Here is a 23,500-nt window from a genome sequence, read left to right as displayed (position 1 = left end):
CCTGTTAGGCGTTGATGCGGTCGGCAAAATCGACGAGGTATTGGTCGGTAATGCGCTGCTGCAGCATGAGGTTTTCCAGCGGGGGCACCGGGGTGTAGTCGTAGTCGATGTAGAGCTTGCCGCTTTTCAGCACTTCCTTGCTGTTCAGCTCGGGATCGAACCAGGCCTCGCCGCCCAGGATGTAACCTTTGCGGGTGAGTTCGCGGAACTTGGCGTTGATGCCTTCGATAATGTCGCGCACCAGGCTGGGGTGCATGGGCTTATCCACTGCCCACAAATGCGCTTCCGCGATGGTGTCGGCGAGCACCTGGGCGGTGCGGGTATAGGATTCAAACGCGAACAGTGGGTCTTCGGTGCAGGTGCGAGAGCCCCAGAAACGGAAGCCGCTTTTGTTGATGAGCGTGGTGACTTCGGCGGCGTTGAGGTACCCGGCATCGGTGGCGGGGTCTTGGAGATCCCAAAACACATCGTGGGTAATGCCGGTGACGCTGTTCACGGGCATGTTGGAGAGGGTTTTGTGCCAGCCGATTTCGTTATCCAACCGGGCGCGGTGACCCAACGCCTTGGCAACGGCGGAGAGCGGGCGGGATTCCTGGGCGTTAACGTCGAAGTTCTGGAAGTTGGGCCAGATCACCATGGCTTCCCGTTCGCCGAAGTTCTCCCGGTACATCACCGCCTCTTCTTTGGTTTCGCAGCCGTGAGCAGATACGTAGGCGAAGGCGCGTAGCTTGATGGCGATGCTTACCAGGGCACTTGCGACGTTTTCGTTATCCAGCTCTGGCACGCCGAGGATGCGCGGTTTCACGCCAAAGCGCTGTTCGGCGGCCAGTAGTGCCTGAATGCCGGTCTTTTGCCCGGTGGGGGTGACGCTGCCAATCACGTTGGCGGTGGTTTCGCCTTCGTCTTGGCCTTCAGCGACGCGCACCACGACACACAGGGCGCGAGTTTCTTCGACAATGGCACGCAGCGAGCGGGCCAGGGTGCCGGTGGTGCCTGCCGCGCCAATAGCACTATAAATGTCGGTGACCAGCACCGGGGTATCGAGGGGGAAGCGTTCGGCGTCTGCCTCCGGGCCAGTGGCCACCAGCCCGATAACGGCGGTGGCCACCGTGCGGATGGGGCGTGTGCCTTCGTTGATTTCAACGACGCGGACGCCGTGATGGTAATCCTGGGCCATGCTTGTCTCCTGCGCAGGTTCAAGCGGGTACGGTTGAGGTGTGCTGCTATGGTGGGCAGGCTTCGCGCGGGAGGGTAGTGGCGGGCGTTGTGCGGAGAAGGTGGTACAGTATTGTTAAGAACATAATATTCACATACACCAAAATTATTGAAGCAAGGACTTAATTTTTATGGGAAAAGTTACTTGGAAATGCTGCAGTGTATTGGTTGCTATCGTTGTGATTGCCGCAGCATTGCCTGTATTAGTTGAAAATTCTTTCTATGTTTCTGAGTGGGATGCCGCTTGGATTCAAGCTATAGGCTCAGTTTTTGCCGTTCTAGTAGCCATTTACGTTCCCTGGAAAATAAACGAAGATAGAAATAAGGCTGAAAAAGCTAGAGCTGATGAGCTTAGTAGAATTTCTGGCAGTGCTATAGCCCATGAGTTATGGGTGATGAAAGAGTTTTTTGTATATAGTAAATATGCAGTTGAAAATTATATCGAGGTTGATATTTCGTGTTTGTCAGCAGGCTTGGCTCCTATAGACACCAAATCATCTGTTGTTATTGATCCAGAAAAATTCTGTATTATTGAAAATCTTCCAAATGATATTGTTGAGATTTATTTTAAAGCTTTGTCAATGCGTCATTTGGCTATAAGTTTTATGAGAAGTTTTCGTTTTGTGTTAATGACTGAAGACAGGCTTAGAACTACTGAATGTCGAGAGACTGCTATGTCTTATTGTGATCAGGGCGCGATTTTGTGCCAAAGTGCAATTGATAAACTAGGTTATGTTTTTGATGAATCCGCTGACATTATAAGTTTAGATTTAGATGTTTTTAGATGATTAGTGATCGCCACCATATGACAGGCTTTTACTTTCAATCACCATTCAAGGCTACTTGATAACCGCCACATATTCCGGCGCTTCCGCTTAGGCTGCAGCATCTTTTAGCTGCCAGCCTTGCTGGTATATGGCCCGCATGCACTCAAAAAAGTTGACTAACCATAATTTACCTTTAAGGTTTCCCGGCAAACTAAACCTCAAAACTAAAAAATGATGCTGCAAGGGGAACACATGAAGTGCTTGAAAATTATCGGGTTATTGGCAGGGTTAGCGCTGTTGCACGGCTGTGCGGCCGTACCCGAGTCTCATAAGCTGGCCTATGAACCACAACCAGACGTTACCCCTGTTGAGGGGGCTTCACAGGTTGCGGTCAATGTTGTGGTTGAGGATGCGCGTGAGGATCAGCGCCGTATCAGTCATAAACGACACAGCTGGGGCTTTCCGATGGCATCGATTCATAGTGAGGAGCCAGTAGAAGAAGCTGTGAAAGCTGCCATCGAGCAGGAGTTAGCAGCCAGAGGGTTTGGGTTAGACGGTGATGCTTCTGTCATTATTCAAGGCGATATCACCGAGCTGTACTCGAACTTACACCTGATAGACACCTTCTTTACAGGCAAGGCGGTAGGTAAGTCTACGATTCAGCTAGAGGTGATGTCAGAAGCCGATGAGGTGCTGTTCAGCAGAGAAATATCCGTTGCCCCTGAACATAAAGGGGTGGTGTATCAGTCGGCCTCTAACCTAGCCAGGCCTGTAGAATTGGCGATTGAAGAAACGCTTGATGAGCTGTTTGATGATCCGCTGTTTATGGATGCTTTGCTAAGCGATAGCCATATCAGTGGCGTTAGGTAACGTATCGTTCTAGCTCCGAAGAGTGAAGCCCACCAACATTGGCGGGCTTCATTCGTTTAGAGTTGGTGTTACGCTTCCGGCGGCCGGTAGCGGTTGAGCTGCTCAATGGCTTGCTGGGCCGCCTCTTCTGCGGCTTCGATGGTTTCGGCGCGTTGCACTGCTGCTTTACCACCCAGGCGCAGGTTGCGGATATCGCGCAGGGCGGTTTCCCAGGCTTCAGCGGTGGCGACGATCTCCTGGGCGGCGGCCTCGGCGCTGACCCCAAACATATCGATGTGATCCTGCACGCTGGATGGAATCGCCGCTTCATCCTTGCCGCCTGCTAACCACTCGCTGGCTTCTTGCTTGGCCAGTAAGTACTCCTGATCGATGTAGCTGCCGGGGCTGACGAACGCGGCGCGGGCGTTGCCTGCGGCGGTGTCGATGTCATCGCCTAACTGCTTATGGGCAGCAGGCAACAGCACCGCTAAACGAAGGTTAGTATCACTAGTCGAGACACCAATATGGATCTGTCCATTATGAATAACTTTAGAAATAAACATGGTGCAAGTACCTTATTACTGAATAGTGAAAGAAGAACGGACGTTTTTTAAATCGAGGTTGTCAAACAAGTCCGCGGTAGAGGTAAGACTGCCACCTACTACCAACTGGTTGGCTACAATGTCGACTGGCACATAAGGGTTAAAGTAGACATGCAGGAGCCTGGGGTTATGAACATACTGACCACTACCGGCGCCCGGTGCTTCTCCGGTAACCTCGCAGCTAGCCCCTAGTACGACTTCATAACTGGCAAAATCGCCCAGGCTGCCGCTCATGTAGATTGTGCTGAATGGCAGGTCGTGTAATTTAAGCTTTACATTGCGAAGCTTAAATCTAGACGCGTTTGAGAGCAGCGAACCGGCATAACATATCCAATCAGCATCTCGGTTATTCGCTGCAATTTCAGGCCAGTCATGGCCACTCGGAAACTCAGCGGTATGCACTTCCAAATCCGAGTCCCCTCCACTCTGATCAAACATCACGTAAGGCGCATTACATGGCTGCACTGGGCGCCCATGAGACCTAAATCCTTGATATATTTTAGTAGGCTCCCCAGGCGCAGTTATTGCCCCGTATTGCGTAATACGCAGCATTTCGCGTGCATTCAATACGGTGTCCATCACTAGCGTCGTACCTGAGCGCACTAGCACAACGACACGATCATAAATAGTTAAGGTTCCTCCCGTTATTTCACGAGCTCGCGCCCAGTTTTGGATAGGCGCTGAGGAAGCCACACCACTATTACTGTCACTGCCCTCTAACGGGTCGATGTAGATATTCAACTGCCGAGCGCCACTAACACGCTCTGGAAAGTCTTTACCCGTAAACTCTTCAAATTTCTTTTGAGCCGCCGTCAGGGAGCTATCAATCCCCTTCATCTTGTTAGCGACTTCGCTGGTGAGCTTATTGGCGGCGCCAACCAGCGCGGTGATTTGGGTTTCTAGGCTCATGTGGCCTCCTGTTCGTTGGTGGTGCTGTTTTGGATAGTGGCGGCGCCTTGGGTGAAGGCGTCGGTTAGGGCAGTGAGGGCTTCGCCGAACTGGGTTTCGATTTCACCCACCTGGGTCTTGGTGGCTTTCTTGGCCAGCTCTTCGGTGATGGTGGTGGCGAAGTTGGGGTTGTTGCCCAGGGCTTCGGCGAGCTCGGCGAGGGTGTCCAGGGTTTCCGGGGCGCTGCCGATCAGCGCTTGAACACGCTCGTCAATTTGCGCCGTGGTGGGCACGTCGGCCTTATTCGCCTTGTTGCGCAGCTTGCCGTCGATCACCCCCAGGGTGTGGGTGACGGCTTGGCGCAGGGCGATGAGATTTTCATCAAAGCTCATGGGGTGGCGTCCTCCTGGGCGGCGATCATGCCGCCGTGGTAGCTAATGGCGTCGGTGAGCGCGGCCATCATGCTGCCGAGCTGCTGGGTGGCGTGGCGGGCTTCATCCACTTGGGCAAGGATCTCCGGCGAGAGGGTGCCGGGCGGGCCTTGGGTGCCATGGCTGATGACCTGAAAGCGTTGCGGCGCGGGCAACCGAACCGTTACCGAGCGCGCGGGCATGGTGATGGTTAAGCGGGTGGCATTAGCCATGGATCACCCCCGGCGTTAGTTGGAAGTGGCCACGCAGCAGGCTGTACACATCGCCGGATGGGAACGTGATGCGCAGCTCGTAACGGGCGCCCGACCACTCCGGCGATACGGCGCCCGCTGTTTGCTCGGGGCGGATATGCACGTTAATGCTGCCTTCGCTGGGTGCCAGCTCGATGCCGTCGCCGGTTTCGCAGGTGAGCAGCGCCGTGCCTTGAGTCGTGGCCACCACGAACGTGGCTGCGCAGCCGGTGAGGTCCACCGGGGTTGCGGCCGTGTCTTCACTGGCCCAGGTCGCGCTAAAGCGGTAGGTGGTACCGGCGACCATGGAGAGCGTGGGGGCCTGGTTGCTCATGGGCGTTTCTCTAACGCTTGCACGCGGAAGAGAAGATCTACTTGCCGGGCCATATTCTCAACGATGGCCGCCGCATTGGCGGTGTACTGCTCGCCCCAGGCGGCCAGCGAGAGGTTCGCGCCGGTGCCTTCCACGGTGACGGATTCGGCAGGCAGGGCGTCCAGGCGCAGGTCGAACGCCAGCAGCAGCGGTACCGCGTTGGAGATGTAGGCTAGCGGCTGGGAATCAGACCAGACGGCGAGCAGGGTGCCGTCTTCTAAAAAGAACCCCACTTCATGCACCCAAAACTCGGGGCCATCGCCATCCACTACGCCGGTGAGGTGAATTTGGTGGGCGCTGACGCGTTGGCCATCGGCGATGCTGACGCGCCTGCGCTCGTTGACCAGCTTGAATTCGTTCTTGCCGGGGTTGCGGGCGTTGTCACCGATGGCGATATGGGTAATACGCGCGGCGAGGCCATCGCTCTCGGCATTGAATACGGCGGCGAGGCCTGCCGTGGTAATAACGGGTACCAGCGCTGTCATGTGGTGCTCTCCATGGTGTGATGAGTAACGGCAAATCCGCGACAGGCACCGGCGACTAACAGCGAAGCCGCCGGGAGGTTGGCTTGGGCCACAGCATCGGGCAGGTCGGTATCTGGGGCGTTGGCCATAAGCCGACGAGTGACGGCCAGCCCGCGATAGGCACCGGCGACTAACAGCGAAGCCGCCGGGAGGTTGGCTTGGGCCACAGCATCGGGCAGGTCGGTATCGGGTGCGTTGGCCATGAGCCGACGCGTGACGGCCAGCCCGCGGCAGGCACTGATAATGGCGAGCCATGCCGGTGCAAGCGTGGCGTCCGCCGTTGCCTGGGCCGCGCGGCGAGTCAATCCACCGGCCTGATGTGTTGCTGTCACGGCCATTTCGGCGTTGATCTCAAGTGGCGGTTGGGTCGGGCGGGCAGCGTTGCGCGCTACCCCCGCCGCCCGTTGGGCGCTGGCTACGCCAATACGACTAGGGCCGAACTGGGCGGAAAGCGAAAAATCGTAGTGGCTGCGCAGGTTCTTGGCGCTTTGAATGGCGTGGTGGATCTGCTGGTAAAACGTGCCGCTGAGCTGGTCGGCCACTTCACGGTTGTCGTTAAGGTGCAGCCGCGCGTGGAAGGTGCCTGGCTTGGTCGTCGGTTGCTGCTCAAACCATTCGGTGAGCGTGACGGTGATGCCCATGGCGGCCAGGGCTTTTTCTACCGCTAAGCGAGTGCCTTTGATGCGGTGCACGGCAAAGCTTTCGGCGATCACGGTGCGCTTGGTGGCTTCTGGCCAGTCGGCTTCCCAGACATCTACCGAAAATGCCCAGGCCAGAAACGGCAGCAGTTCCGCCGGGCAGGTGGCCGGGTTCCAGAGCGTGCGCAGCGGTACCGGCAGGGCCAGCGGGTGCGAAGCAGCAACGCGGGCTTCCAGTGGGCTACGGTTGGGCGGTAACAGGTGCATCATGGTAGCCGCTCCGTAGCGATGTGAATCGCAGTGCAGCGGGGTGCTTGGTGGGGTTGGCTGCGTAGATCCTGCCAGTTCTGGAGCGTGACGTTTTCCACGCCCTGCACGGTGAGCGCGGCGCTAATGCCGGAGCGGGTCACCCAGGTGCCGAGCTTGTAGCGGGCGTCGGTGTAGGTGTTTAACTCCCGGCGGGCTTCCTCGATCACCAGCTCGGCATCGGGGCCGGGGCGTAGGGTCAGCGTGGCGTTGATGGTGTAGTCGACCCGGTCGGCGGGCTGCAGGGTGAGCCGGTCGGTCAGCGGCCGGAAGGGTTCCAGGTAGTCGCGCACTGTGTTGAGCAGCGCAGGGGTGGCGATGCCGTCGTTTTTGCGGGACAGCACGGTCAGCACCACATCCACCGGTTCGGGGCTTTCCACGGCCACGTCGCGGACATCGGGATGCGCGGCAGCGGCGTGGAACTGGTAAGCGCCCACCGGCCCGGCCACCGATAGCCCTTCGAACGCTAATTGGATGCGGGCGCGAAAGTCGCGGTCATGCTCATAGGTGGGCGGTACCGGCGGCACGGCGTTGGGGTCGCCGGGGTCGAGCATTAAGCGGGTGACTTGGAAATTAGCACCCAGCTGATCAAGATCCCCTCCGGCGGCGTAGGCAAGCATGACGGCGCGGGCGGCGTCGTTAATGCGTTCGCGCAGTAGCAGCTCACGGTAGGCGTTTTCCTGCAGCAGCTTGGTGAGCGGTTCGCTTTCAAGTTCCAGGGTGGCCGCGAGATCGTCGCGCTCATCAATGGGCGTGAGTTCGATTAGTCGCGCCTTTCGCTCGCTAAGCAGCGCTTCAAAGTCTAGCGGCTCGATCACATCCGGCGGGGTGATCTGGGAGAGGTCGATGGGCGTGCTCATGTGAACGGCACCTCCACATGGAAGCGCTGACCATCATGGGTTTGGGCGTCGATCTCCAACATGGCGCGGCCGTGCTGGCTGGCATCCACCTGGCGGTTGACGCGCAGCACGCGCACTCGCGGTTCCCAGCGGGTAATGGCCATCACGCTGGCGGCGTAGGCTTGTAAAAGCGTGGTGTCGTTTAGCGGCTGGTCGATCAGTTCCGGCAGCAGCGAGCCGTACTCCCGACGCATCACGCGGGTGCCAATCGGGGTGGTGAGAATGTCGCGGATGCTTTGCTGGATATGGGCCAGCCCGCTAACCACGTGGCCGTTTGATGTGCGCATGCCTGCCATGGTTAGCCTCCAACAAAAACGTTATTGGAGCCGGTGGCCACTAATGAGCCACACGCGACCGGATCACCGACACGCCCCTTGGGGCGGCCGTTCACGAATACTGTTTTGGAGCCCGCTGCTAACACGGATTCATGGGAGCAGTGACGCGCCCAGGCATCGGCCCCGCGGTGGCTGGGGATGCTGTTCACAAACACATTGGGCGATCCTGACACCGACGGCCGTGGGGAGCATGGGCCGTGGCCGGTACATATATCGCCTTGGCGGGTAGCAGCGGGCATGGTGTTCTCCTATAGCGGCGTGGGGGCCGCCATTTCCTGGCGCACGTTGTCGAGCTGATTGCTTTGCTTGAGCGCGTTGATCATCGCGGCGCGGCTTAGGCCGCCATCACCTTTCGTGATGGGGCGCGTGAAAATGCCCAGCTGCTCTTGGCTGGCCCGTTGGCGGATCTGCTCAATGGCCTGGGCAATGGCGTGTTGGCTGGTGGCCAGTGAATTGCCGTCGGCTTGCTTACCGGCATAGAGCGCCTCACGAATCAGCGTGAGTTCGTCGCGGATCTGTTCGCCGACGGCGATCATTTGCGCGAAGTCGTCGGTGTAGTCGATAGCGTTTTCATCGCTGGTTTTAACGCCCATAGCGCGGCCCCTTCGTTTTTCCCAACTCAGTTTTCATAAATGTTTCGGCCTTTGAGGTGCATATCGCCGCTGGCGGTAATGCGGATCTCGCCGGTGGCGTTGATGGTGATGTCGCCAGGAATGTCGACCTTCAAATGATGCTCAACGTGGTTGTAGTCGATCACCGCGCCGTCGGGCATCACGGCTTGGAAGTGGTCGCCGTTATCGCTGGGGGCGGGGTGAAGATCACGAAACAGACCCGTTAGCACCACGCCTGCATTGAGATCCCCACCGGGAGAAATAACGATGACCTGCTCATCGACCGTTGGCGGGCACCAGGTGCGTGTGGTGCCTGCGCGGCTTTCGATCCAGCGCAGCCAACCGGTTTTCATATCGCCAATGTCGACCCGCACGCGCGGTGGTTTCGGCGGGTCGGCATCGGGGTTGCCGTGATCCACCTCGGCGATGGTGCCGATGCGGATCAGGTTATGTATCAGGCGAAGTAGTTCGGCGGCGTTAGTCATGCCGCTAATGGTGGTGGCGTTACGCGCGGATGGGTAGCGGTGGGCGTTGTGCCAACTAGCCAGGACAAGTGACGCTTAGCGGCCGGGTGATGAAAGGTGATTGAGCACGCTGTCGGCGATGCGTTCGCTGTCGGCCGGTGTAATACCAACAAGCTCCCGGCGGGCGTATTGGTGTTGCGGGCCACCTTTCTCGACGCGGTCGCGCAGGCCGTAGTGGTGCACACGGGCGATGCGGTTGATGCGGCCCATAAAGCCCACGGCGGCTTCGTCGGCGTTGGTTTTGATCTTGAGGTATTTAGCGGTGCGCAGCTTGGTGAACATCGCTTTGCGGCGGATGGCTCTGCTGCGGCCGCGTAGTTGGGTGCGGGGTTCATAAGGCGTGCCGTCGGGGTTGGTTTGGGCCTTGATGCGATTGCGGTTGGCAATGCGCAGATCCCGCGCGACTTCCCTGGTCAGCACGCGGCGCTCTTTGGGGCTGAGCTTGTGGGTGAGTGGCGTTAGCCAGCTTTCCAACTGCTGGAGGTCGTCACTCATTCGCCGCCACCTGGGCTTTGCCATTCGCTTTTAAGTACGTGTTCGGCATCGCTTGGGCCTTTGACGTACAGCTGCCAGCTTTTCGCTGGGCAGGCATCAATGGGATATTCAGGCATGCGGTGTTCGGAGTCTATGCGGCCGGTTTCACAGTTCACCTTGGCGACGACGCGCTCGGTTAGGCGCACGGTGATGGCCAAATCCCAGCTGGTGTTATTGAGGATCTCGGCTTCCAGCTGGACGGCTTCGTCGGGATCGAGATCCGGCTGGTAGCTGTTGAGCCACTGGAGCAACGGCACCATAACGGTATCGAGTGAGCCGCTGTAGTCGGTGATGATGATTTGGGCATCTACCGTGTATTGGTGGCTCAGGTTCTGGCCCCTGGCGAATTTGATCTTGCCGTCATTCACGAAGGTGTGTAGCTGCTCGGGGTTGCGTGCCAATTCAGGAACACTAGCGAGTATATGCGCCCTTAAGTGCTGTAATTTGATCATTGCGGTGCTTCGCTGTGGCAAAGGATGATGGCATCCACTTCGGCGGCGCACTGTGCCCAGGCGGCTTCGGTGCTTTCCAACTGCAGGTGCAGTTCGCCGTTGGTTTGCGGGTTACTCGCTGGCAGGCTGCAGGGGCTGGGCGTCGCGCAGCGATTGATAGTAATCACTGGCACCGGTGACGGCGGGGCGCTTGCGCAGGCGGATAACAGCGCTAGGCAGGCGAGTGTTGGCCCAAGTGCGTAGCGTGGCGTTTTCACGTTGCAGTTCCTCTATGGTGGCCAAGCGGTTGGCGGCGGTTTGGCTAAGCGCGGCCTGTTGTTCAGCCAGGGCGCGGCGTTGGGCTTCCAGGCGGCGGGCGTTTTCCCAGAGCGCATCAATAATCACCAGGCTTTTTTGTTCCCGGTAGTGGGATGCAGCCAGCTGCTGTTCGGCCAGTTCGGCGCGGGCATCTGCGGCGATGCTTCGCTGCCAAAGTGCCCAGGTGACCAGCACCACCAGCAGCAGGATGGCCAGGGCGGCGAGCAGGCGGTTCATGGGGTGGATTCCTCTTGAATGCCTTCCAGGCACAATTCGCGTTCCGTGGCGCGGCGCTTGACCAGGCCGTTCAGCTTTCTACTCCCGGCGTAGACCCAGCGGCTTAGCTCTTGGCAGGCACCGCTTAGATCCCCGGCGTTGAGTTTGCGCAGCAGGGTGGAGCGGGCAAAGGCGCCTTCCCCCACGTTGTAAACAAACGAGGCCAGCGCGGCGCGGGTGGGTGGCGGCAGATCCACCTGGGCGCGTCGATCCACGGCCGAAAAGGCGTGACCAAGATCCGCCTGCAGAAGCTGGGTGCAGCGCTCCTGACTAAGCGTTTGCCCCATGCGTGCGGTGGCGGTGTGGCCAAAGCAGATGGTGGGCACGCCGACCGGGTCGCGGTAGGCGGTGGGCTGGTAGCCTTCGTAATAGGAGACCACGGCGGTGGCGATGCTGAGCGCGCCTGCCGTCGCGCCAATGGCAAGACGGCGTTTAAGACTCACGGCGGCGCTCCTCTAGGTAGTTACGGATGCGTTTTAAGTAGCGCGGCAATAGCAGGCCGATTTGCAGCGCGAGATAGAGCAGCGTTAACACCGTGACCCAATCGGCGGGCGTCATGCCGCCCATATGCAGTAGGGAGACGATGGCCGGAGGGGCGGCTTTGACGCTCTCGGTGGTGATTTCATACGGGTGGCTCATGGTCGCTTAGTTCCAAAGCTGGATGGGCGGTTGGGTGGTGTCGCGTGCTTCCGGTGGCGGGGGCAGCGTGACCGGCGTGCCTTCGCGCAGGACTGGCTCTTGATTAACCAGGTGCGGGTTTAGCTGCAGCGCATGCTCGGTGATATCGGCGGTTTTGCCGTATACGCGGTAGAGCAGGGCGTCCAGCGTTTCACCCTGGTGGGCGTAAACGGTGCGCTTCATATCAGCTCGACCGTGGTGTGGCTGCGGCCGACTAACTCGGCGATGGCCCAGCGGGCATCGGCGCGGTAGTCATCGGCGGCCAGGTCTTTGGTTTCGCCGCGTTCATCGCCTTTGCCGGTGGCGGAGGCGTCGCGGTAGCGCTCTAACAGATCCGCCTGGGCCTGGGCGTATACGGCGCGCGTATAAAGCAGCTGAATATCGCCGGGCGATTGCCAGGGTTCCGGCGGTATGGCATCCCAGGCCATGCGACCCGCCTGTTGGTGCGCGTGCTGGTAGTTGGCCAACTGGCGGTTAACATCGGCCACGGCGGCGCGCAGCGATTGGCGTAAACGCGTCGGCGTAACGTTGTGCACGCGCTCCTCTTCGCGGAATTCGTTGGGGTCGATATCCGGCCAAAAGCCGTTATTGATGATGACGTCCAGCGTTGGGCTGGGTGGGTTGGTGCTGTGGCCAAGCATAATGGCGACCTGTGGTTACCTACTGGGTTAAGAAGGGGGTGGGCGGCGTTTGAGCATGAGCGTTGCCGCTTTGCTCTCACGTCGCGCCCCCTGACGTCGGCGGTCGACTCGGTTGGCCGCTAGCCCGTAGGCTTTGCGGCAGCGTTCTGTTTAATTTCTCTGTCCAGGCGTTCCAGGTCTTTCTTCACGCCAATGCGGTCGTTGAGTGACAGGGCGCGCTCCAGGTTGGCCTGGGCGGCTTCTAGCTGGGCATTGGCGCGCTGGGCGTAACCCAGGGCTTTGTGAAGCTTGGCACGAATCTGATCGTGCATATCCGCATCGCCGGTGAGCTGCTTGACTTCCTCCAACTGGGCGAGCAGCTCGGCGGTGTTGGTGTTGTCATCGTCCAGCAATTTAAGGGCCTGGTCGGCGACTTCCTCGGCGATGATGGCGGCGGTGCCGCGCTCGAATTGATCCGGTGGGGTGAGGTCATGCTTGGTGGCGTACTTGGCGATCGCAATGGCACCGGCGAGGTCACCAGCATCTATTCGCCAGAGCATGACGCGCATCAGTACGTCGTCCTGGGCGCCTTGCCCGGCTTCCAGTACGCCGGCAACGTACTCGGCGTAGTTGGGCAGGATCTCGCGCTTGATCTCGATCTTGCGCTCGATCGATTGGGTAGCTTTGAGGCGGCGATAGTCTTCAAACAGCGCGGCTTGCATGAGTTCGAAGGCTTCGCCTTGCATGGGCGCTTCGCCCGCATCAGCGGCCGCGAGGGCGGCGCTGACGCGTTCATAGTGGCGGCGGGCTGGGCTGGTCATCGTTTACCCCTTATCTCTAAATTTAAGAGCCGTTGAGTGCTTTTTCGGAAAGCTCGATGTTTTCCACCAGACAGCCCGCGCCGAAGTCTTCCACCACGTAGGCGTCGTTGGATGACTCGTAGTTCTCCACGCGGTTGCGCTTGGGGTTCTCGGTGACGTAGCGGCGGCGGGCACCGTTTTGCCAGTAGACGGAGAGGTTATCCAGGGTGGTGACCATCAGCGCGTTATCGGGGAAGAAGGGCACATCCATACCTTGCAGCCCACCGATGCGCTTCTGGCTGATGACCAGGTCGGCCGCCATCTGCTCGGTGGGCGGTAGCTGGTTTAGCAAAGGGAAGTATTTATCCGACATCAGGTTACGGCCGAGGATGACCACCAACCCTGGGAGCTTGCGGAACCAGGGGGCGATCAAGCTGTTCACGACGTCATAGACCAACGCGTCCAGCGTGGAGTAGTCGCCCACGATGCCTGGTTCGTTTGCGTTGGCCGTTGGGTCGATCAGTACCTTGCCGTTGGTTTTGCCGTCCTTCATCACACGCGCCGGGGCCTGGGTGCGGTAATGCTGCAGCCAGCCGATGTTGACGTCTTCCAGGTAGGGATTGGCCACCGGATCGGTTTGGGAAGCGGCAGAGGTGCCGTTAAAGCCGATCATCATGCGATCCAGCGCCTGCTGGCGAACAATCACATCACGCACCATCGCCTGAAAGTTGGGGAACTTGGCCCAGGCATCCAGCTTGGCGTAGCCCAGGTGGGTGTCGAATTCGGTCATTCGGCACTCGTAGCCCTGGGCATCCAGCGTGGTGAGGTCGCGGGTTTTACGATCCTGGTTATTGACGTTGGTGCGGGCGGCGATAGGGCCGGTAACACCCAGGGCGAGTTTTTCGCCTTTCAGTTCATCGACGCCGACGATGTTGATGCGCGAGAGGAAGTCGCTGGACTCTTGGATGCGCTTCTCCAGCCGCTGCTGGATGGTAGGGTCGACGGCGAATTTCTGGGTGGCGTCCGGGACGCCGTTAAGCTTCGCCACCTGGGCGGAGAAGTTGTTGAAGTGCGTGCGGGTATCGTTGCGCATGGGCGTGGGCGTCTCTTAGCAGTCGGTTTCGATGGTGCCGTCGTTGCCGGTGGCAGGCGTACGCGACGGGCGGCTGGGGGTGTTGTCGAGCTGGGTGTAGAGCGCGTCGAACTCTTTTTTCAGCGTGTCGTGGGCGCTTTTGAGCTCATTGAAGGCGGCCTGGGTGGGACGCTTTTTAAGCGCTTCGCTGAGTGCCTGGTGTTTTTCCACGAACAGGCCGAGGGTCTCTTCCAGGTCGGCGCGGAAGGCAGCGAAGCCGGCTTCTGTTTTGGCGTCCTGCTTTTTGAACAGCGCTTTGACGCGCTCGGCCAGTGACGGGCCTTTCTCTTCCTGTTCTTCTTCCTCGCTGAATGAGAGCTCGGTTTCGATAGCTTCAGAGAAGAGGTTTTCCGGGCGCTGCTTGCGGGCGGCCAGCGGGGAGTTCTTACCTTCCGACGCGCTGAACTTGAGCATGGAAGTCCCCAGCGAGGCGGGGGAGTCGGTCACGGCCAGGCCGACCAGGTACGCCTCACCGGAGTCGGCAAAGTCGAGGTCGATCTCCATGGAGGTGTAGATCTTCTGGCGCTTTTCGACCATGGCCTTGAGCTCATCGGTCGGGTCGATCTCGGCGTATAGGCCGAGCTTGCCGTCGTCGTCCGCTTCGGTTTTGAGCGCGGTCACGTCGCCGTAGGCTTTGAAGGGGCCTTCCGGCAGCAGGCCTTTGATGTGTTCCATATTGACCCGGCAGCCGTAGTTGTCGGGGTCGAAATTGGCGGCCATTTGGGTAAGCCATTCGGCGCTGATGGTGCGGCCATCGGTGGTTGCGCCTTCTTTTGCAATGCGGTGCCAGGGCATGGGCGGGCCTCTGTTGGTGTGTTGGGCTGTAGCTGCCGTCAGGTTCCGCGTGTCGCGCGTTTGACTCAACGCTTGGGCGTTGTGCCAGTGAGGCAAGACAAGGTGGGGTAGGCGTCGGGTTGTCATGCGGCAGGTACGCTGGCGTCATGACACCGCTAGCTCATATCGACGAAGACCATCACCGCCTCTCTGCACGCCATCTCTATTGGATGGGGTGGCGGATTGCGCGCATTGCCGAGTTCCTGGATATCCCCCGGGCGACCATCGATTCGTGGAAGAAACGCGATGGCTGGGAAGAGGCAACGCCTACCCAGCGGGTAGAGGGGGCGCTGGAAGCACGCCTGGTGCAGTTGATCTGGAAGGAGCAAAAGGAGGGGAAAGACTTCAAGGAGATAGACCTGCTGGGCCGCCAGATCGAGCGGTTAGCGCGGGTGCACAAGTACCAGGACAGCGGGAAGGAGAGCGACCTTAATCCCAATATCGAGCGCCGTAATGAGGGGCCGAAGAAGAAGCCCGCCCGTAACGACGTGGGTGATGAGGGTGTGATTCAGATTGTCGAGGCGTTCGAGGCCTCGCTATTTGATTACCAGCGGGGCTGGTACCGGGCGGGGCAGCATGAGCGTATTCGTAACCTGCTCAAGTCGAGGCAGATCGGTGCCACCTGGTACTTCGCACGCGAGGCGATCGCCGATGCCATGGAGACCGGCAAGAACAAAATCTTTATGAGCGCGAGCAAGGCTCAGGCGCACATCTTCCGGCATTACATCGTGCAGTTTGTGAAGGAAGTCACCGGCGTTGAGTTGAAGGGTGATCCGATCATTCTGGCCAACGGCGCCGAACTGCATTTTTTGGGTACCAACGCCAAAACGGCCCAGGGCTACCACGGCGATACCTACTTAGACGAATACTTCTGGATTCATGGCTTCGAGACGTTCCGCAAGGTGACGTCGGGCATGGCGATGCACAAAAAGTGGAAACAGACCTACTTCAGCACGCCATCGTCCGTGGCCCATGAGGCTTACCCGTTCTGGACAGGTGACCGTTTCAACAAACGTCAGAAAAAAGCTGACCGGGTGAAGGTTGACGTAAGCCACGCGGCGCTGAAAGCTGGGGCGCGCGGGCCGGATGGCCAGTGGCGGCAGATCGTCACGATTGAAGATGCGATCGCCGGGGGCTGTGATCTGTTCGACATTGATCAGTTGCGCCTTGAATACTCGGATGATGAGTTTGCAAACCTGCTGATGTGCGAGTTCGTGGATGACACGCAGAGTGCCTTCCCGCTGGCGATGATGCAGCGCTGCATGGTGGATAGCTGGGATGCCTGGCGGGATCTGAAACCCTTCGCGCCGCGACCCTATGGCGAGCATCCGGTATGGATCGGCTACGACCCGGCCGGTGATGGTGAAGATGGCGATGGGGCGGGTCTGGTAGTGGTGGCACCGCCGAAAACCGCCGATAGCAAGCACCGCATCCTGGAGCGCCACCGCCTCAAAGGCCGCGACTATGAGGCCCAGTCAGAGTTTATCCGCAGCGTGACCCACCGCTATAACGTGACCTTTATCGGCGTTGATACCTCGGGCCTCGGTGAAGCCGTGGCCCAGCTGGTGGCGAAGTTTTTCCCCACAGTGACCCGCTACCGCTATACCCCAGAAATGAAGTCGCGCCTGGTCATGCAGGCGCAGCAAATCATCAATAAGGGGCGTCTTGAATTCGATGCGGGCTGGGTGGATCTCGCCCAGTCGTTTATGGCGATCCGCCGGGAGTTGACTGCCTCCGGACGCCAGATGACCTACACCGCCGGGCGCAATAACCAGACCGGCCACGCTGACCTAGCGTGGGCGACCATGCACGCTTTACACAATGAGCCACTCGATGGCCCGGTCGATCACGGCACGGGCCGTTCCCTAATGGAGATGTACGGATGAGCGAAGCGGCAGAAAAGCCGCGGGTACGCGTGCCCGCTTACGATGTGAATGAAGCGGGTGCGACAGCAGCGCCTGCTAAGGCGGAGGCGTTCACCTTTGGCGAGCCGACGCCGGTGATCGATGGCTATGACTTTTTCTATACCGGCTGCTGGATGCTGGGCAATGAGTGGTACGAACCGCCGGTGGATTTTCCAGCGCTGGCCCAGACCTACCGGGCCACGGCGCACCATGGTTCGGCCATTCAGGTGAAGCGCAATATCCTGGTGCGTTCGTTTATTCCCCATCCGCTGCTCAGCCGCCAGGCGTTTAGCGCGCTGGCCACCGATTACCTGGTGTTTGGCAACTGCTACCTGGAGAAGATCTATGGACGCTTGGCCAGACTGCTGGCGTTGAAGCCAGCACGGGCTAAATACGTGCGCCGCGGAGCGGATCTTAGCCGCTACTTCTGGGTGCCCAACTGGTCGGATCGCAGCGAATTTGACGAGGGCAGCATCATCCACCTGCTGGAACCAGATATAAACCAGGAGGTATATGGCGTGCCGGATTACCTGGGCGCGCTGCAGTCGATCTACCTCAACGAGAACGCCACGCTGTTTCGCCGCAAGTATTACCTGAATGGCTCCCACGCGGGCTTTGTGATGTACGTCTCAGATCCGGCCCACGATATGACCGACATCGATGCTATGCGTACAGCACTGAAGGAGTCGAAGGGCGTGGGCAACTTCCGCAACCTGTTCCTTTACAGCCCCAACGGCAAAAAAGACGGCATCCAGATCATCCCGATCAGCGAGGTGGCCGCCAAGGATGACTTCGAAGCCATCAAGAACATCACCCGCGACGACCAGTTAGCAGGCCACCGCATTCCCCCACAGTTGATGGGCATTATCCCCAACAACACCGGTGGATTTGGCGACGTGGAGAAGGCTGCCAAAGTATTTGTAACCAATGAGCTTGAGCCTGTGCAGGCTGTGTTCAGTGAGATCAACGATGTGTTGGGGGAAGAGGTGATTCGGTTTAGGGAGTATTCGTTGGAGCCATAAATAAAAAAAGCGCCTGGCGTGACCAGGCGCACATCGCTCGTTTCATCCCTGAAAACAGTGGGAGCGTCCCGGCCCCGCAAGCGATACCAACTACTGTATATCAATACTGTATATATGAACAGGTATCATGGATGATGAATCGACCGATATTGCCCTGGATGGGCGGCAAGCGACGCTTGGCCAAACAAATCTTACCGCTGTTCAAACCGCACACTGCCTACGTGGAACCGTTCTGCGGTGGGGCAGCGCTCTTCTTTATGAAAGGACCCAGCAAGGTGGAAGTGATCAACGACGCGCACGGGGAGTTGGTGAACCTCTACCGCGTGGTGAAGCACCATCCTGATGAGTTGGTGAAGCAGTTCCGCTGGGGGCTGATTAGCCGGGAAGAGTACCTCACTCAGAAAGAGATCGACCCACGCCACCTAACGGATATCCAGCGGGCGGCGCGGTTCTTCTACCTGCAAAAGCTAGCCTTTGGCGGCAAGGTCAGTGGCCAAACGTTTGGCACCTCTGCCGTCTCCCCGCCGCGCATGAACCTGCTACGCATTGAGGAAGATCTCAGCGCCGCACACCTGCGCCTGGCTCGTACAGTGGTGGAACACCTCGACTGGGCAGAGTGCATCAAACGCTACGATCGGGAAAGCACGCTGTTCTACCTTGACCCGCCTTACTGGGGAACAGCCGGCTACGGCTGTGACTTTCCGCTTGAGGAGTATTACCGCATGGGCGAGCTAGCTAGAACAGGGCAGGGGCAGTTCGTGATTAGTGTCAACGACACGCCTGAAATGCGGGATGCGTTCCAGGGTCTAACCCTCTACACCACGCAAATTCAGTACACGGTAGGACAGCAGGCAACCGAGCCACGCGGCGAGCTGATCCTTACAAACCGCTAGGCTCGTAACCTGTACCATACAGCCGCTCCAGGGCGGCTGTATCAGTCTTCGCAATGCTTACATTGCGGGATGGGCTGGCTTGTAAAAAACACAATTAGTAAACCAACCCCCAAGCTGATGTTAGTTGTACCGATAATTTGACCCCAAAATTTAGCGTCACTAAGTAGTTTACTCAATGCGTCAGATTCAATTCTTCCAGCATCATGAAGTACTTGATAAGTGGTGGTCATACTTTCAAACAAGTACTGTCCCGAAGCTCCGAAAAATATACAGATGAGGGCCGCTAGTAAAAAAATGGGGCTACGTGGGTTCCCGTTATAACCCCACATTGCAATTAATGCGAGTGCAAGGGGGACTCCACCGACGACTATTGCTAAGTGATGGTTCAATATTGGATCCATCTGGACTCCTTTCTTTTCAAGTTTACTTGATGATTTTATCAGACTCGTTTCACGGAAAGTGACGGAGCCCCTTGAGGACTGCCTACCGGCGCGCCGTCGACTCCCCGCCCCGCCTGCGCGCTAAACCTGTGTGTTTTTATGCACCCATGCACTAGCTACCAAGCCGTGCAGGTGCTGGGCTTTATGGCCCTTTTACAAGGGAGCTTTCTCATGCGGAATCTTGCGAATTTAATGGAGTCACCCGAGACAAGGAGGGCACGGGGGTAACCTCTCAGAAAGCATGGGGTTCTCGGAAAAAGGTAATCTGGGTAATTTGGCTGTTTTTCCTATATAAGCTTTTGTTTTTATTTGTTTTTAAGGTTACCTCTAAAAGGTAATAAAAGGTGATCTAAAAAGTAATCTTTGAGTAAGTTGCTGAAAATATTAGGGTTTATAAAAACAAGAATTTACCTATTTAAAAGGTAATGTGGTTACCTATTGATCACCTTTTTATTACCTTTTGAACGAGTGTTTTAATTACTTGTATTTCAGCAGCTTATATTATTTTTTCGAGATTGGTTACCTTTATTACCTTTTTCCGAGACCCCCGAACATTCTGACGTATCCCTCGTATATGATGCGCGCACGCACACGTCATGGGTGATTCTGTAAAAAGCTAGGGAACATGCTGGGAATGAAATATCTGAGAATGACCATGTATGTGCTTTATAAATCAGTAGGTTAAGTACCTAAAGGCCTGTGGGTGTGGTTTCGAATCCCTCCCCCTCCGCCACAGAATTTTAAAGGCCGTCAAGCTCTTAGCTCGACGGCCTTTTTTGTTTTTGGCTCTCAGGGACTAACTTGGGAATGCTTCCAGATTTAATTGCTTCTCAATGGCGCTGGAATATCTGGGCCGTCGCTGCGAATCCACTTACCATAACGCTGTTGGATCATGATGATCGTCGCGTGGCCAACGTGGTTAGAGATCCAGTGCAGCGGCACCACTTTTCCAATGAGAGCAGCTGGCTTATGAACGGGTGCCGGCACTGGTTGGGGCCGCGGTAGCGAACGCCGGCGTGTTTTAGGTGGGTTTTCCAGAAGCGCTCGCGGATAGCGTTCTCGTAAAAGGGCGAGTTAGCCCAACTGGTCACCATGGCGATATTGACCTTCTGTGGTGTTTGTTAGCTTACAGCTAAAAAATTTCTATATTTATTCTCTATTAGCTATAATGCTAGTAATGAAGACGATCACTTACCGTAAAAGTGCACTAAAGGTGCTGCAGCGAATGCCGCGGCCTGAGTCGAAGCGCATACAAGGTAAAATCAAGGCCTACGCGGAAGACCCGGAAAGCCAACGCAATAATGTGAAGGCGTTGAAGGGGAGCGATTATATTCGCCTGCGGGTAGGCGACTGGCGGGTGATCATCGACGAGCGTGGCGATGTGTTGGACATCATTAACATCGGTGCCCGTGGTGCTATTTATCAATAAAGCATCAATAATGCACCCGGCAATTAACAGGAGGCGGCATGAGTGCACCTCAGATTATTCAAACGCCCACTGGCGAGCGGCTGGTGGTACTGCCCGAGCAGGAGTACCACGCATTGCTTGCGCGGTTGGAAGACCAGGACGATATCGACGCTGCCAACGCGGTTGTGGCGCGTGGTGAAGAGTCATTTCCCGCAGCGGTTGTGGATGCGCTGCTGGACGGCGTGGCACCCGTGAAGGTGTACCGTGAATACCGTGGCCTACGCGCAGGTGAACTGGCGGAAAAAGCAGGGATTAGCCAGGGGTACCTCTCCGAAATAGAGTCAGGAAAAAAGAGCGGCTCGTTGAGTGTGCTGACCCGCATTGCGGCTGCGTTGGATGTGGAGTTGAGAGATATTACCTGACGGTCACGGCCCTCTCGGTGAGCAATGAACAGCGGCCTGCTTTTTGATATTGGCTCGCATGATCCTGAATAAACGCTTACCTCAGTCAGATCCTCTAGCGAAGCACGCGGCGGCCTTTTTTAATAGGCCCCGCCCTTCGATACGCGTTTTAGTTCCGTCTTCAAGCGTCGTCTTTCAGCTTAGATCATCATCTTTTTTTCCGGAGTTCTACAGGTCTGTCGTAGCGCTTGATCAAATGGTACAAACTGTGGTCTGAGACGCCTAACCGAGCAGCAACTTCAGCGACTCGATGGCCCCACGCTCTACCACCTGTTGGACGGCTTTGATTTTGAATTCTTCAGTATAACGGGGATGGCTCATGTATCCTCTAGATGCCTTTAGTATAAGGCCTAGAGTTGTCTACTAAACCCAAGGCGATTCAAGCTGATTAAACATGAGTGATTGGTTAGAAATCAAAAATGGCGTGAAAGCCAATAAAGGCTTTCACGCCATGGGTGTACATTGGTGGATAGATCAGTTAAACCAGCGCTTGAGGGTCTGTTGTGCCTGTTCATAGTGTTCATCTTTTATATGCGCTGCCACTATTGCCAGTGCACCGGCAAGAACGCCTATGTCGTCAGTATAGCCAAGAACTGGAGTTAGATCAGGTATGGCATCAACAGGAGAGATGAAATATCCAAGCGCACCATAAACCGTAGTTTTTGCCCACATTGGGGTGTCGCTATCCTTGGCTGAGTAGTACATCTTCAATGCTGGTGAGAGTGTTTTTTCACCAGCCTTCTTGGCGTACTTAGTCGTCTTGTTCCAGAAACTCTCATCTGAATAACTGTCTGCATGTGCGTCGATCTTTTCATCCAGTGATGCTTGTGGTTCGCCCTTGCTCACGTTGCCCCCTATAGTTAAATACTTGATATTATTTCATTTATCTTAGTCGTTAAGTTCCTTTGCTGGCAGTGATTGAGATTCACGGGTCAACCCAGGCTCAATCACCTTAGGTAATCATCCAGTAGATGAAGAAGCTTGTCACCCCCTGCCTGAAGAAAATTCAACTCAGCACCAATGATGCTCACTGCATTCGACTCATATCAAACGAACGCAATGAAGTTGCTCGCATTGACTTGGAAACATTTATCTGGAGGATTTAATTTGCTGGGTTTACGCTGCCTCCAGTTAAGCGAGCAATTATTGGCTTATTTTCATGCAGTTCATGACAGCCGTTCAGACTCAAGTTGCATCAACATCCGGTAAACCCTCAGCATGGCGGATGTATTTGCAGGTAGCTCTGATTTCAAGGTTGCTTTTAAAGATGTACTTGACCATGCTCGATATGCCTGGGTAGTGAGTTCAGGCAGTGCAGACCGACATCGGCATTGGTGGTTTTCGGAGCAGTAACGACAAGTGCGGCTACGTCATATTTTTAAATGAAGCAATTCCCCACAAGCACCCTAACTAGCGGGTGGCTTAAAACGCTAAGATGGATTAGCGAATTTTAGATGAATTCGGGATTAAAAACGTCCCTCCGAGAGGGCTACTCTAATAAGCAAGGGATATAGAATGAAAAAAGCGATTTTTGTTTTACTAAGCCTCATTTCTCTAACGGGCTGTACAACAGTTTCCTACAATGGGGGGGAAGAGTTGGTTAATCGGGTGAGTTATCCTGAGATCGGTGAAGTTATGACCGTGGGCGTGGGAGAGCACATGGTTGAGAAAGGCTCGATGGTTGAGGTGGGCGTTCTCCGAGTAAACCAAATGATTGATGGGGCTATGTATGACATCCCTAATAGAACCTATCGCCAGATTGGGCACGATACGGAAAATGATTTTTATGAACCTACAGGCGTGGTCAGAGGAGCCTTTGCTGATCCAATCCAAGCGCTAGCAGTTGCCAAAAAAGACAATGCTGAAATATGTGTCATAACTACTTTTGGAGGTAGTGCTTGCTATGCTGGTGACTACACAAAGGCGAAAAGGCTATCTGAGCAAGAAGACAGCTTCCAGCAGACGCTCATATATAATGGTCGCATTGGAGATAAAATCAACATTGGTTACAGAGAATTTAGCTCCAGTCTTGCCAGGCCAGCTTTCAATAACGAAGTAGAGTATGATTTAAGCACCTCCGACGAGATAAGTTACAAAGGAGCCTCCTTAGAGGTAATTGAAGCTGGAAACACAGGTATTACCTACAAGCTAATCCGGAACTTCCCTGATTGATGTAACTGTTACCTTTGAACCCGCCGCGCCGCCACTGAACTGCACCTCAAAAGTTGGACACTCATCCAACGATTGGGATGCAGTTCACAATCAGCGGGCTTTTTTTGTGCTCAGGTCAGATGCTTAGCGTCGAGTTCCTGAGAACCCTCTGTTCACGACGTTTAAAAAGGCAGCACTCCGCCGAAGCCAATACCCAGCACGGCAACGATAACCACAACGATAACGACGATAGTGGTAGTAGACATATTCTCTTCCTTTGAGTAGTGAGCGTTGCTATAGCGTAGTCGCGAAAGCGTTATTTCGCACGTAGGCGACAACGACTGCACTGCGGTTTCCTCACGACGGAATGAGGTGGTCGGCGGGAGTAGGGCAGGTAGGGGGGCTG

Annotated in this window: 35 protein-coding genes and 1 pseudogene; 8 read left to right on the top strand and 28 right to left on the bottom strand. The window is 56.5% G+C overall.

The window, feature by feature from the left end:
• Positions 1 to 4: 4 nt before the first annotated feature.
• Positions 5 to 1,177 (bottom strand): phage tail sheath protein, encoded by a 1,173-nt coding sequence (locus HZS52_RS21390; RefSeq protein ID WP_190373639.1) that lies wholly within the window; start codon positions 1,175 to 1,177, stop codon positions 5 to 7.
• 169 nt (positions 1,178 to 1,346) lie between these two features.
• Here HZS52_RS21390 and HZS52_RS21385 point away from each other — a divergent pair, with 169 nt between their 5' ends.
• Positions 1,347 to 2,003, top strand: a complete 657-nt coding sequence (locus HZS52_RS21385; RefSeq protein WP_190373638.1) for a hypothetical protein — start codon at positions 1,347 to 1,349, stop codon at positions 2,001 to 2,003.
• Positions 2,004 to 2,234: 231 nt separating this feature from the next.
• Positions 2,235 to 2,852, top strand: coding sequence for a YajG family lipoprotein (locus tag HZS52_RS21380; RefSeq protein WP_190373637.1), 618 nt, complete (start codon positions 2,235 to 2,237; stop codon positions 2,850 to 2,852).
• Between the two features lie 68 nt (positions 2,853 to 2,920).
• Here HZS52_RS21380 and HZS52_RS21375 read toward each other — a convergent pair whose 3' ends face one another.
• The 23 genes from HZS52_RS21375 to HZS52_RS21270 form a co-directional block, all read right to left on the bottom strand.
• Positions 2,921 to 3,394: a hypothetical protein gene (locus HZS52_RS21375; RefSeq protein ID WP_190373636.1), complete on the bottom strand. Its 474-nt coding sequence runs from the start codon at positions 3,392 to 3,394 to the stop codon at positions 2,921 to 2,923.
• Positions 3,395 to 3,409: 15 nt separating this feature from the next.
• Positions 3,410 to 4,342: a hypothetical protein gene (locus HZS52_RS21370; RefSeq protein WP_190373635.1), complete on the bottom strand. Its 933-nt coding sequence runs from the start codon at positions 4,340 to 4,342 to the stop codon at positions 3,410 to 3,412.
• Complete coding sequence (locus tag HZS52_RS21365; protein ID WP_190373634.1) at positions 4,339 to 4,713, bottom strand: hypothetical protein; 375 nt, start codon at positions 4,711 to 4,713, stop codon at positions 4,339 to 4,341. Before HZS52_RS21365 ends, HZS52_RS21370 begins: the two co-directional genes overlap by 4 nt.
• A complete protein-coding gene (locus HZS52_RS21360; protein ID WP_159176391.1) occupies positions 4,710 to 4,964 on the bottom strand; it encodes a hypothetical protein in 255 nt (84 codons plus the stop codon). Before HZS52_RS21360 ends, HZS52_RS21365 begins: the two co-directional genes overlap by 4 nt.
• On the bottom strand, positions 4,957 to 5,316 hold the full coding sequence (locus HZS52_RS21355) for an LtfC-like domain-containing protein (protein ID WP_190373633.1): 360 nt from the start codon (positions 5,314 to 5,316) through the stop codon (positions 4,957 to 4,959). Before HZS52_RS21355 ends, HZS52_RS21360 begins: the two co-directional genes overlap by 8 nt.
• Positions 5,313 to 5,840: a phage tail-collar fiber domain-containing protein gene (locus tag HZS52_RS21350; protein WP_190373632.1), complete on the bottom strand. Its 528-nt coding sequence runs from the start codon at positions 5,838 to 5,840 to the stop codon at positions 5,313 to 5,315. The genes HZS52_RS21355 and HZS52_RS21350 overlap by 4 nt, the downstream gene beginning before the upstream one ends.
• A complete protein-coding gene (locus HZS52_RS21345; RefSeq protein ID WP_190373631.1) occupies positions 5,837 to 6,787 on the bottom strand; it encodes a phage tail protein I in 951 nt (316 codons plus the stop codon). Before HZS52_RS21345 ends, HZS52_RS21350 begins: the two co-directional genes overlap by 4 nt.
• Positions 6,784 to 7,683 carry a baseplate assembly protein gene (locus HZS52_RS21340; protein WP_190373630.1) on the bottom strand — a complete coding sequence of 300 codons (900 nt, stop codon included), beginning with the start codon at positions 7,681 to 7,683 and terminating at the stop codon, positions 6,784 to 6,786. The genes HZS52_RS21345 and HZS52_RS21340 overlap by 4 nt, the downstream gene beginning before the upstream one ends.
• Positions 7,680 to 8,018: a GPW/gp25 family protein gene (locus tag HZS52_RS21335; protein WP_190373629.1), complete on the bottom strand. Its 339-nt coding sequence runs from the start codon at positions 8,016 to 8,018 to the stop codon at positions 7,680 to 7,682. The genes HZS52_RS21340 and HZS52_RS21335 overlap by 4 nt, the downstream gene beginning before the upstream one ends.
• A gap of 2 nt (positions 8,019 to 8,020) precedes the next feature.
• Entirely contained in the window at positions 8,021 to 8,296 is a 276-nt protein-coding gene (locus HZS52_RS21330) for a PAAR domain-containing protein (protein WP_190373628.1), read from the bottom strand.
• 9 nt (positions 8,297 to 8,305) lie between these two features.
• Entirely contained in the window at positions 8,306 to 8,650 is a 345-nt protein-coding gene (locus tag HZS52_RS21325) for a hypothetical protein (protein WP_190373627.1), read from the bottom strand.
• Positions 8,651 to 8,676: 26 nt separating this feature from the next.
• On the bottom strand, positions 8,677 to 9,153 hold the full coding sequence (locus HZS52_RS21320) for a phage baseplate assembly protein V (RefSeq protein WP_190373626.1): 477 nt from the start codon (positions 9,151 to 9,153) through the stop codon (positions 8,677 to 8,679).
• A gap of 75 nt (positions 9,154 to 9,228) precedes the next feature.
• Positions 9,229 to 9,687 (bottom strand): phage virion morphogenesis protein, encoded by a 459-nt coding sequence (locus HZS52_RS21315; protein ID WP_190373625.1) that lies wholly within the window; start codon positions 9,685 to 9,687, stop codon positions 9,229 to 9,231.
• On the bottom strand, positions 9,684 to 10,178 hold the full coding sequence (locus HZS52_RS21310; protein ID WP_190373624.1) for a phage tail protein: 495 nt from the start codon (positions 10,176 to 10,178) through the stop codon (positions 9,684 to 9,686). The genes HZS52_RS21315 and HZS52_RS21310 overlap by 4 nt, the downstream gene beginning before the upstream one ends.
• A complete protein-coding gene (gene lysC, locus HZS52_RS24785; RefSeq protein ID WP_138800245.1) occupies positions 10,175 to 10,387 on the bottom strand; it encodes an Rz1-like lysis system protein LysC in 213 nt (70 codons plus the stop codon). Before lysC ends, HZS52_RS21310 begins: the two co-directional genes overlap by 4 nt.
• Entirely contained in the window at positions 10,290 to 10,712 is a 423-nt protein-coding gene (gene lysB / locus HZS52_RS21305) for an Rz-like lysis system protein LysB (RefSeq protein ID WP_190373623.1), read from the bottom strand. Before lysB ends, lysC begins: the two co-directional genes overlap by 98 nt.
• Positions 10,709 to 11,194, bottom strand: coding sequence for a lysozyme (locus tag HZS52_RS21300; RefSeq protein WP_190373622.1), 486 nt, complete (start codon positions 11,192 to 11,194; stop codon positions 10,709 to 10,711). The genes lysB and HZS52_RS21300 overlap by 4 nt, the downstream gene beginning before the upstream one ends.
• Positions 11,184 to 11,390, bottom strand: a complete 207-nt coding sequence (locus HZS52_RS21295; RefSeq protein ID WP_041158967.1) for a phage holin family protein — start codon at positions 11,388 to 11,390, stop codon at positions 11,184 to 11,186. Before HZS52_RS21295 ends, HZS52_RS21300 begins: the two co-directional genes overlap by 11 nt.
• Before the next feature lie 6 nt (positions 11,391 to 11,396).
• A complete protein-coding gene (locus tag HZS52_RS21290; RefSeq protein ID WP_190373621.1) occupies positions 11,397 to 11,612 on the bottom strand; it encodes a tail protein X in 216 nt (71 codons plus the stop codon).
• Positions 11,609 to 12,070, bottom strand: a complete 462-nt coding sequence (locus HZS52_RS21285) for a head completion/stabilization protein (RefSeq protein WP_190373620.1) — start codon at positions 12,068 to 12,070, stop codon at positions 11,609 to 11,611. Before HZS52_RS21285 ends, HZS52_RS21290 begins: the two co-directional genes overlap by 4 nt.
• Positions 12,071 to 12,189: 119 nt before the next feature.
• The gene (gene gpM, locus HZS52_RS21280) at positions 12,190 to 12,870 is read right to left on the bottom strand and encodes a phage terminase small subunit (RefSeq protein ID WP_190373619.1); all 681 of its coding nucleotides are present in this window, start codon (positions 12,868 to 12,870) and stop codon (positions 12,190 to 12,192) included.
• 22 nt (positions 12,871 to 12,892) lie between these two features.
• Positions 12,893 to 13,942, bottom strand: a complete 1,050-nt coding sequence (locus HZS52_RS21275; RefSeq protein WP_190373618.1) for a phage major capsid protein, P2 family — start codon at positions 13,940 to 13,942, stop codon at positions 12,893 to 12,895.
• Between the two features lie 15 nt (positions 13,943 to 13,957).
• Positions 13,958 to 14,776, bottom strand: a complete 819-nt coding sequence (locus HZS52_RS21270) for a GPO family capsid scaffolding protein (protein WP_190373617.1) — start codon at positions 14,774 to 14,776, stop codon at positions 13,958 to 13,960.
• A 146-nt stretch (positions 14,777 to 14,922) separates the two neighbouring features.
• On the opposite strand from HZS52_RS21270, the gene HZS52_RS21265 reads away from it, so the two are divergent.
• From HZS52_RS21265 to HZS52_RS21255, 3 genes are all read left to right on the top strand, one after another.
• Positions 14,923 to 16,701 carry a terminase large subunit domain-containing protein gene (locus HZS52_RS21265; RefSeq protein ID WP_190373616.1) on the top strand — a complete coding sequence of 593 codons (1,779 nt, stop codon included), beginning with the start codon at positions 14,923 to 14,925 and terminating at the stop codon, positions 16,699 to 16,701.
• A complete protein-coding gene (locus HZS52_RS21260) occupies positions 16,698 to 17,741 on the top strand; it encodes a phage portal protein (RefSeq protein ID WP_190373615.1) in 1,044 nt (347 codons plus the stop codon). Before HZS52_RS21265 ends, HZS52_RS21260 begins: the two co-directional genes overlap by 4 nt.
• Before the next feature lie 131 nt (positions 17,742 to 17,872).
• A complete protein-coding gene (locus tag HZS52_RS21255; RefSeq protein ID WP_223827988.1) occupies positions 17,873 to 18,634 on the top strand; it encodes a DNA adenine methylase in 762 nt (253 codons plus the stop codon).
• A 41-nt stretch (positions 18,635 to 18,675) separates the two neighbouring features.
• Here HZS52_RS21255 and HZS52_RS21250 read toward each other — a convergent pair whose 3' ends face one another.
• Positions 18,676 to 19,035, bottom strand: a complete 360-nt coding sequence (locus HZS52_RS21250) for a hypothetical protein (RefSeq protein ID WP_190373614.1) — start codon at positions 19,033 to 19,035, stop codon at positions 18,676 to 18,678.
• Positions 19,036 to 20,242: 1,207 nt separating this feature from the next.
• On the opposite strand from HZS52_RS21250, the gene HZS52_RS21245 reads away from it, so the two are divergent.
• Both HZS52_RS21245 and HZS52_RS21240 read left to right on the top strand, forming a co-directional pair.
• Entirely contained in the window at positions 20,243 to 20,503 is a 261-nt protein-coding gene (locus HZS52_RS21245) for a type II toxin-antitoxin system RelE family toxin (protein WP_022520398.1), read from the top strand.
• Between the two features lie 38 nt (positions 20,504 to 20,541).
• Positions 20,542 to 20,904 (top strand): helix-turn-helix domain-containing protein, encoded by a 363-nt coding sequence (locus HZS52_RS21240; RefSeq protein WP_022520397.1) that lies wholly within the window; start codon positions 20,542 to 20,544, stop codon positions 20,902 to 20,904.
• A gap of 187 nt (positions 20,905 to 21,091) precedes the next feature.
• Here the strand turns inward: HZS52_RS21240 and HZS52_RS24780 are convergent.
• A pseudogene (locus tag HZS52_RS24780) lies at positions 21,092 to 21,166 on the bottom strand (hypothetical protein); the annotation flags it as partial.
• 251 nt (positions 21,167 to 21,417) lie between these two features.
• Positions 21,418 to 21,789, bottom strand: a complete 372-nt coding sequence (locus HZS52_RS21230) for a YkvA family protein (protein ID WP_190373613.1) — start codon at positions 21,787 to 21,789, stop codon at positions 21,418 to 21,420.
• A gap of 669 nt (positions 21,790 to 22,458) precedes the next feature.
• Here HZS52_RS21230 and HZS52_RS21225 point away from each other — a divergent pair.
• Positions 22,459 to 23,115: a hypothetical protein gene (locus HZS52_RS21225; protein ID WP_027959639.1), complete on the top strand. Its 657-nt coding sequence runs from the start codon at positions 22,459 to 22,461 to the stop codon at positions 23,113 to 23,115.
• A gap of 161 nt (positions 23,116 to 23,276) precedes the next feature.
• On the opposite strand, the gene HZS52_RS21220 is transcribed toward HZS52_RS21225, so the two are convergent.
• Positions 23,277 to 23,441, bottom strand: coding sequence for a hypothetical protein (locus HZS52_RS21220; protein WP_155830865.1), 165 nt, complete (start codon positions 23,439 to 23,441; stop codon positions 23,277 to 23,279).
• Positions 23,442 to 23,500: the final 59 nt, after the last annotated feature.

The sequence above is a fragment of the Vreelandella titanicae genome (assembly GCF_014697095.1).
GTDB lineage: Bacteria > Pseudomonadota > Gammaproteobacteria > Pseudomonadales > Halomonadaceae > Vreelandella > Vreelandella titanicae.
The sequence above is the reverse complement of the archived record's forward strand: the minus strand, read 5'-3'. Positions and strand labels throughout refer to the sequence as shown.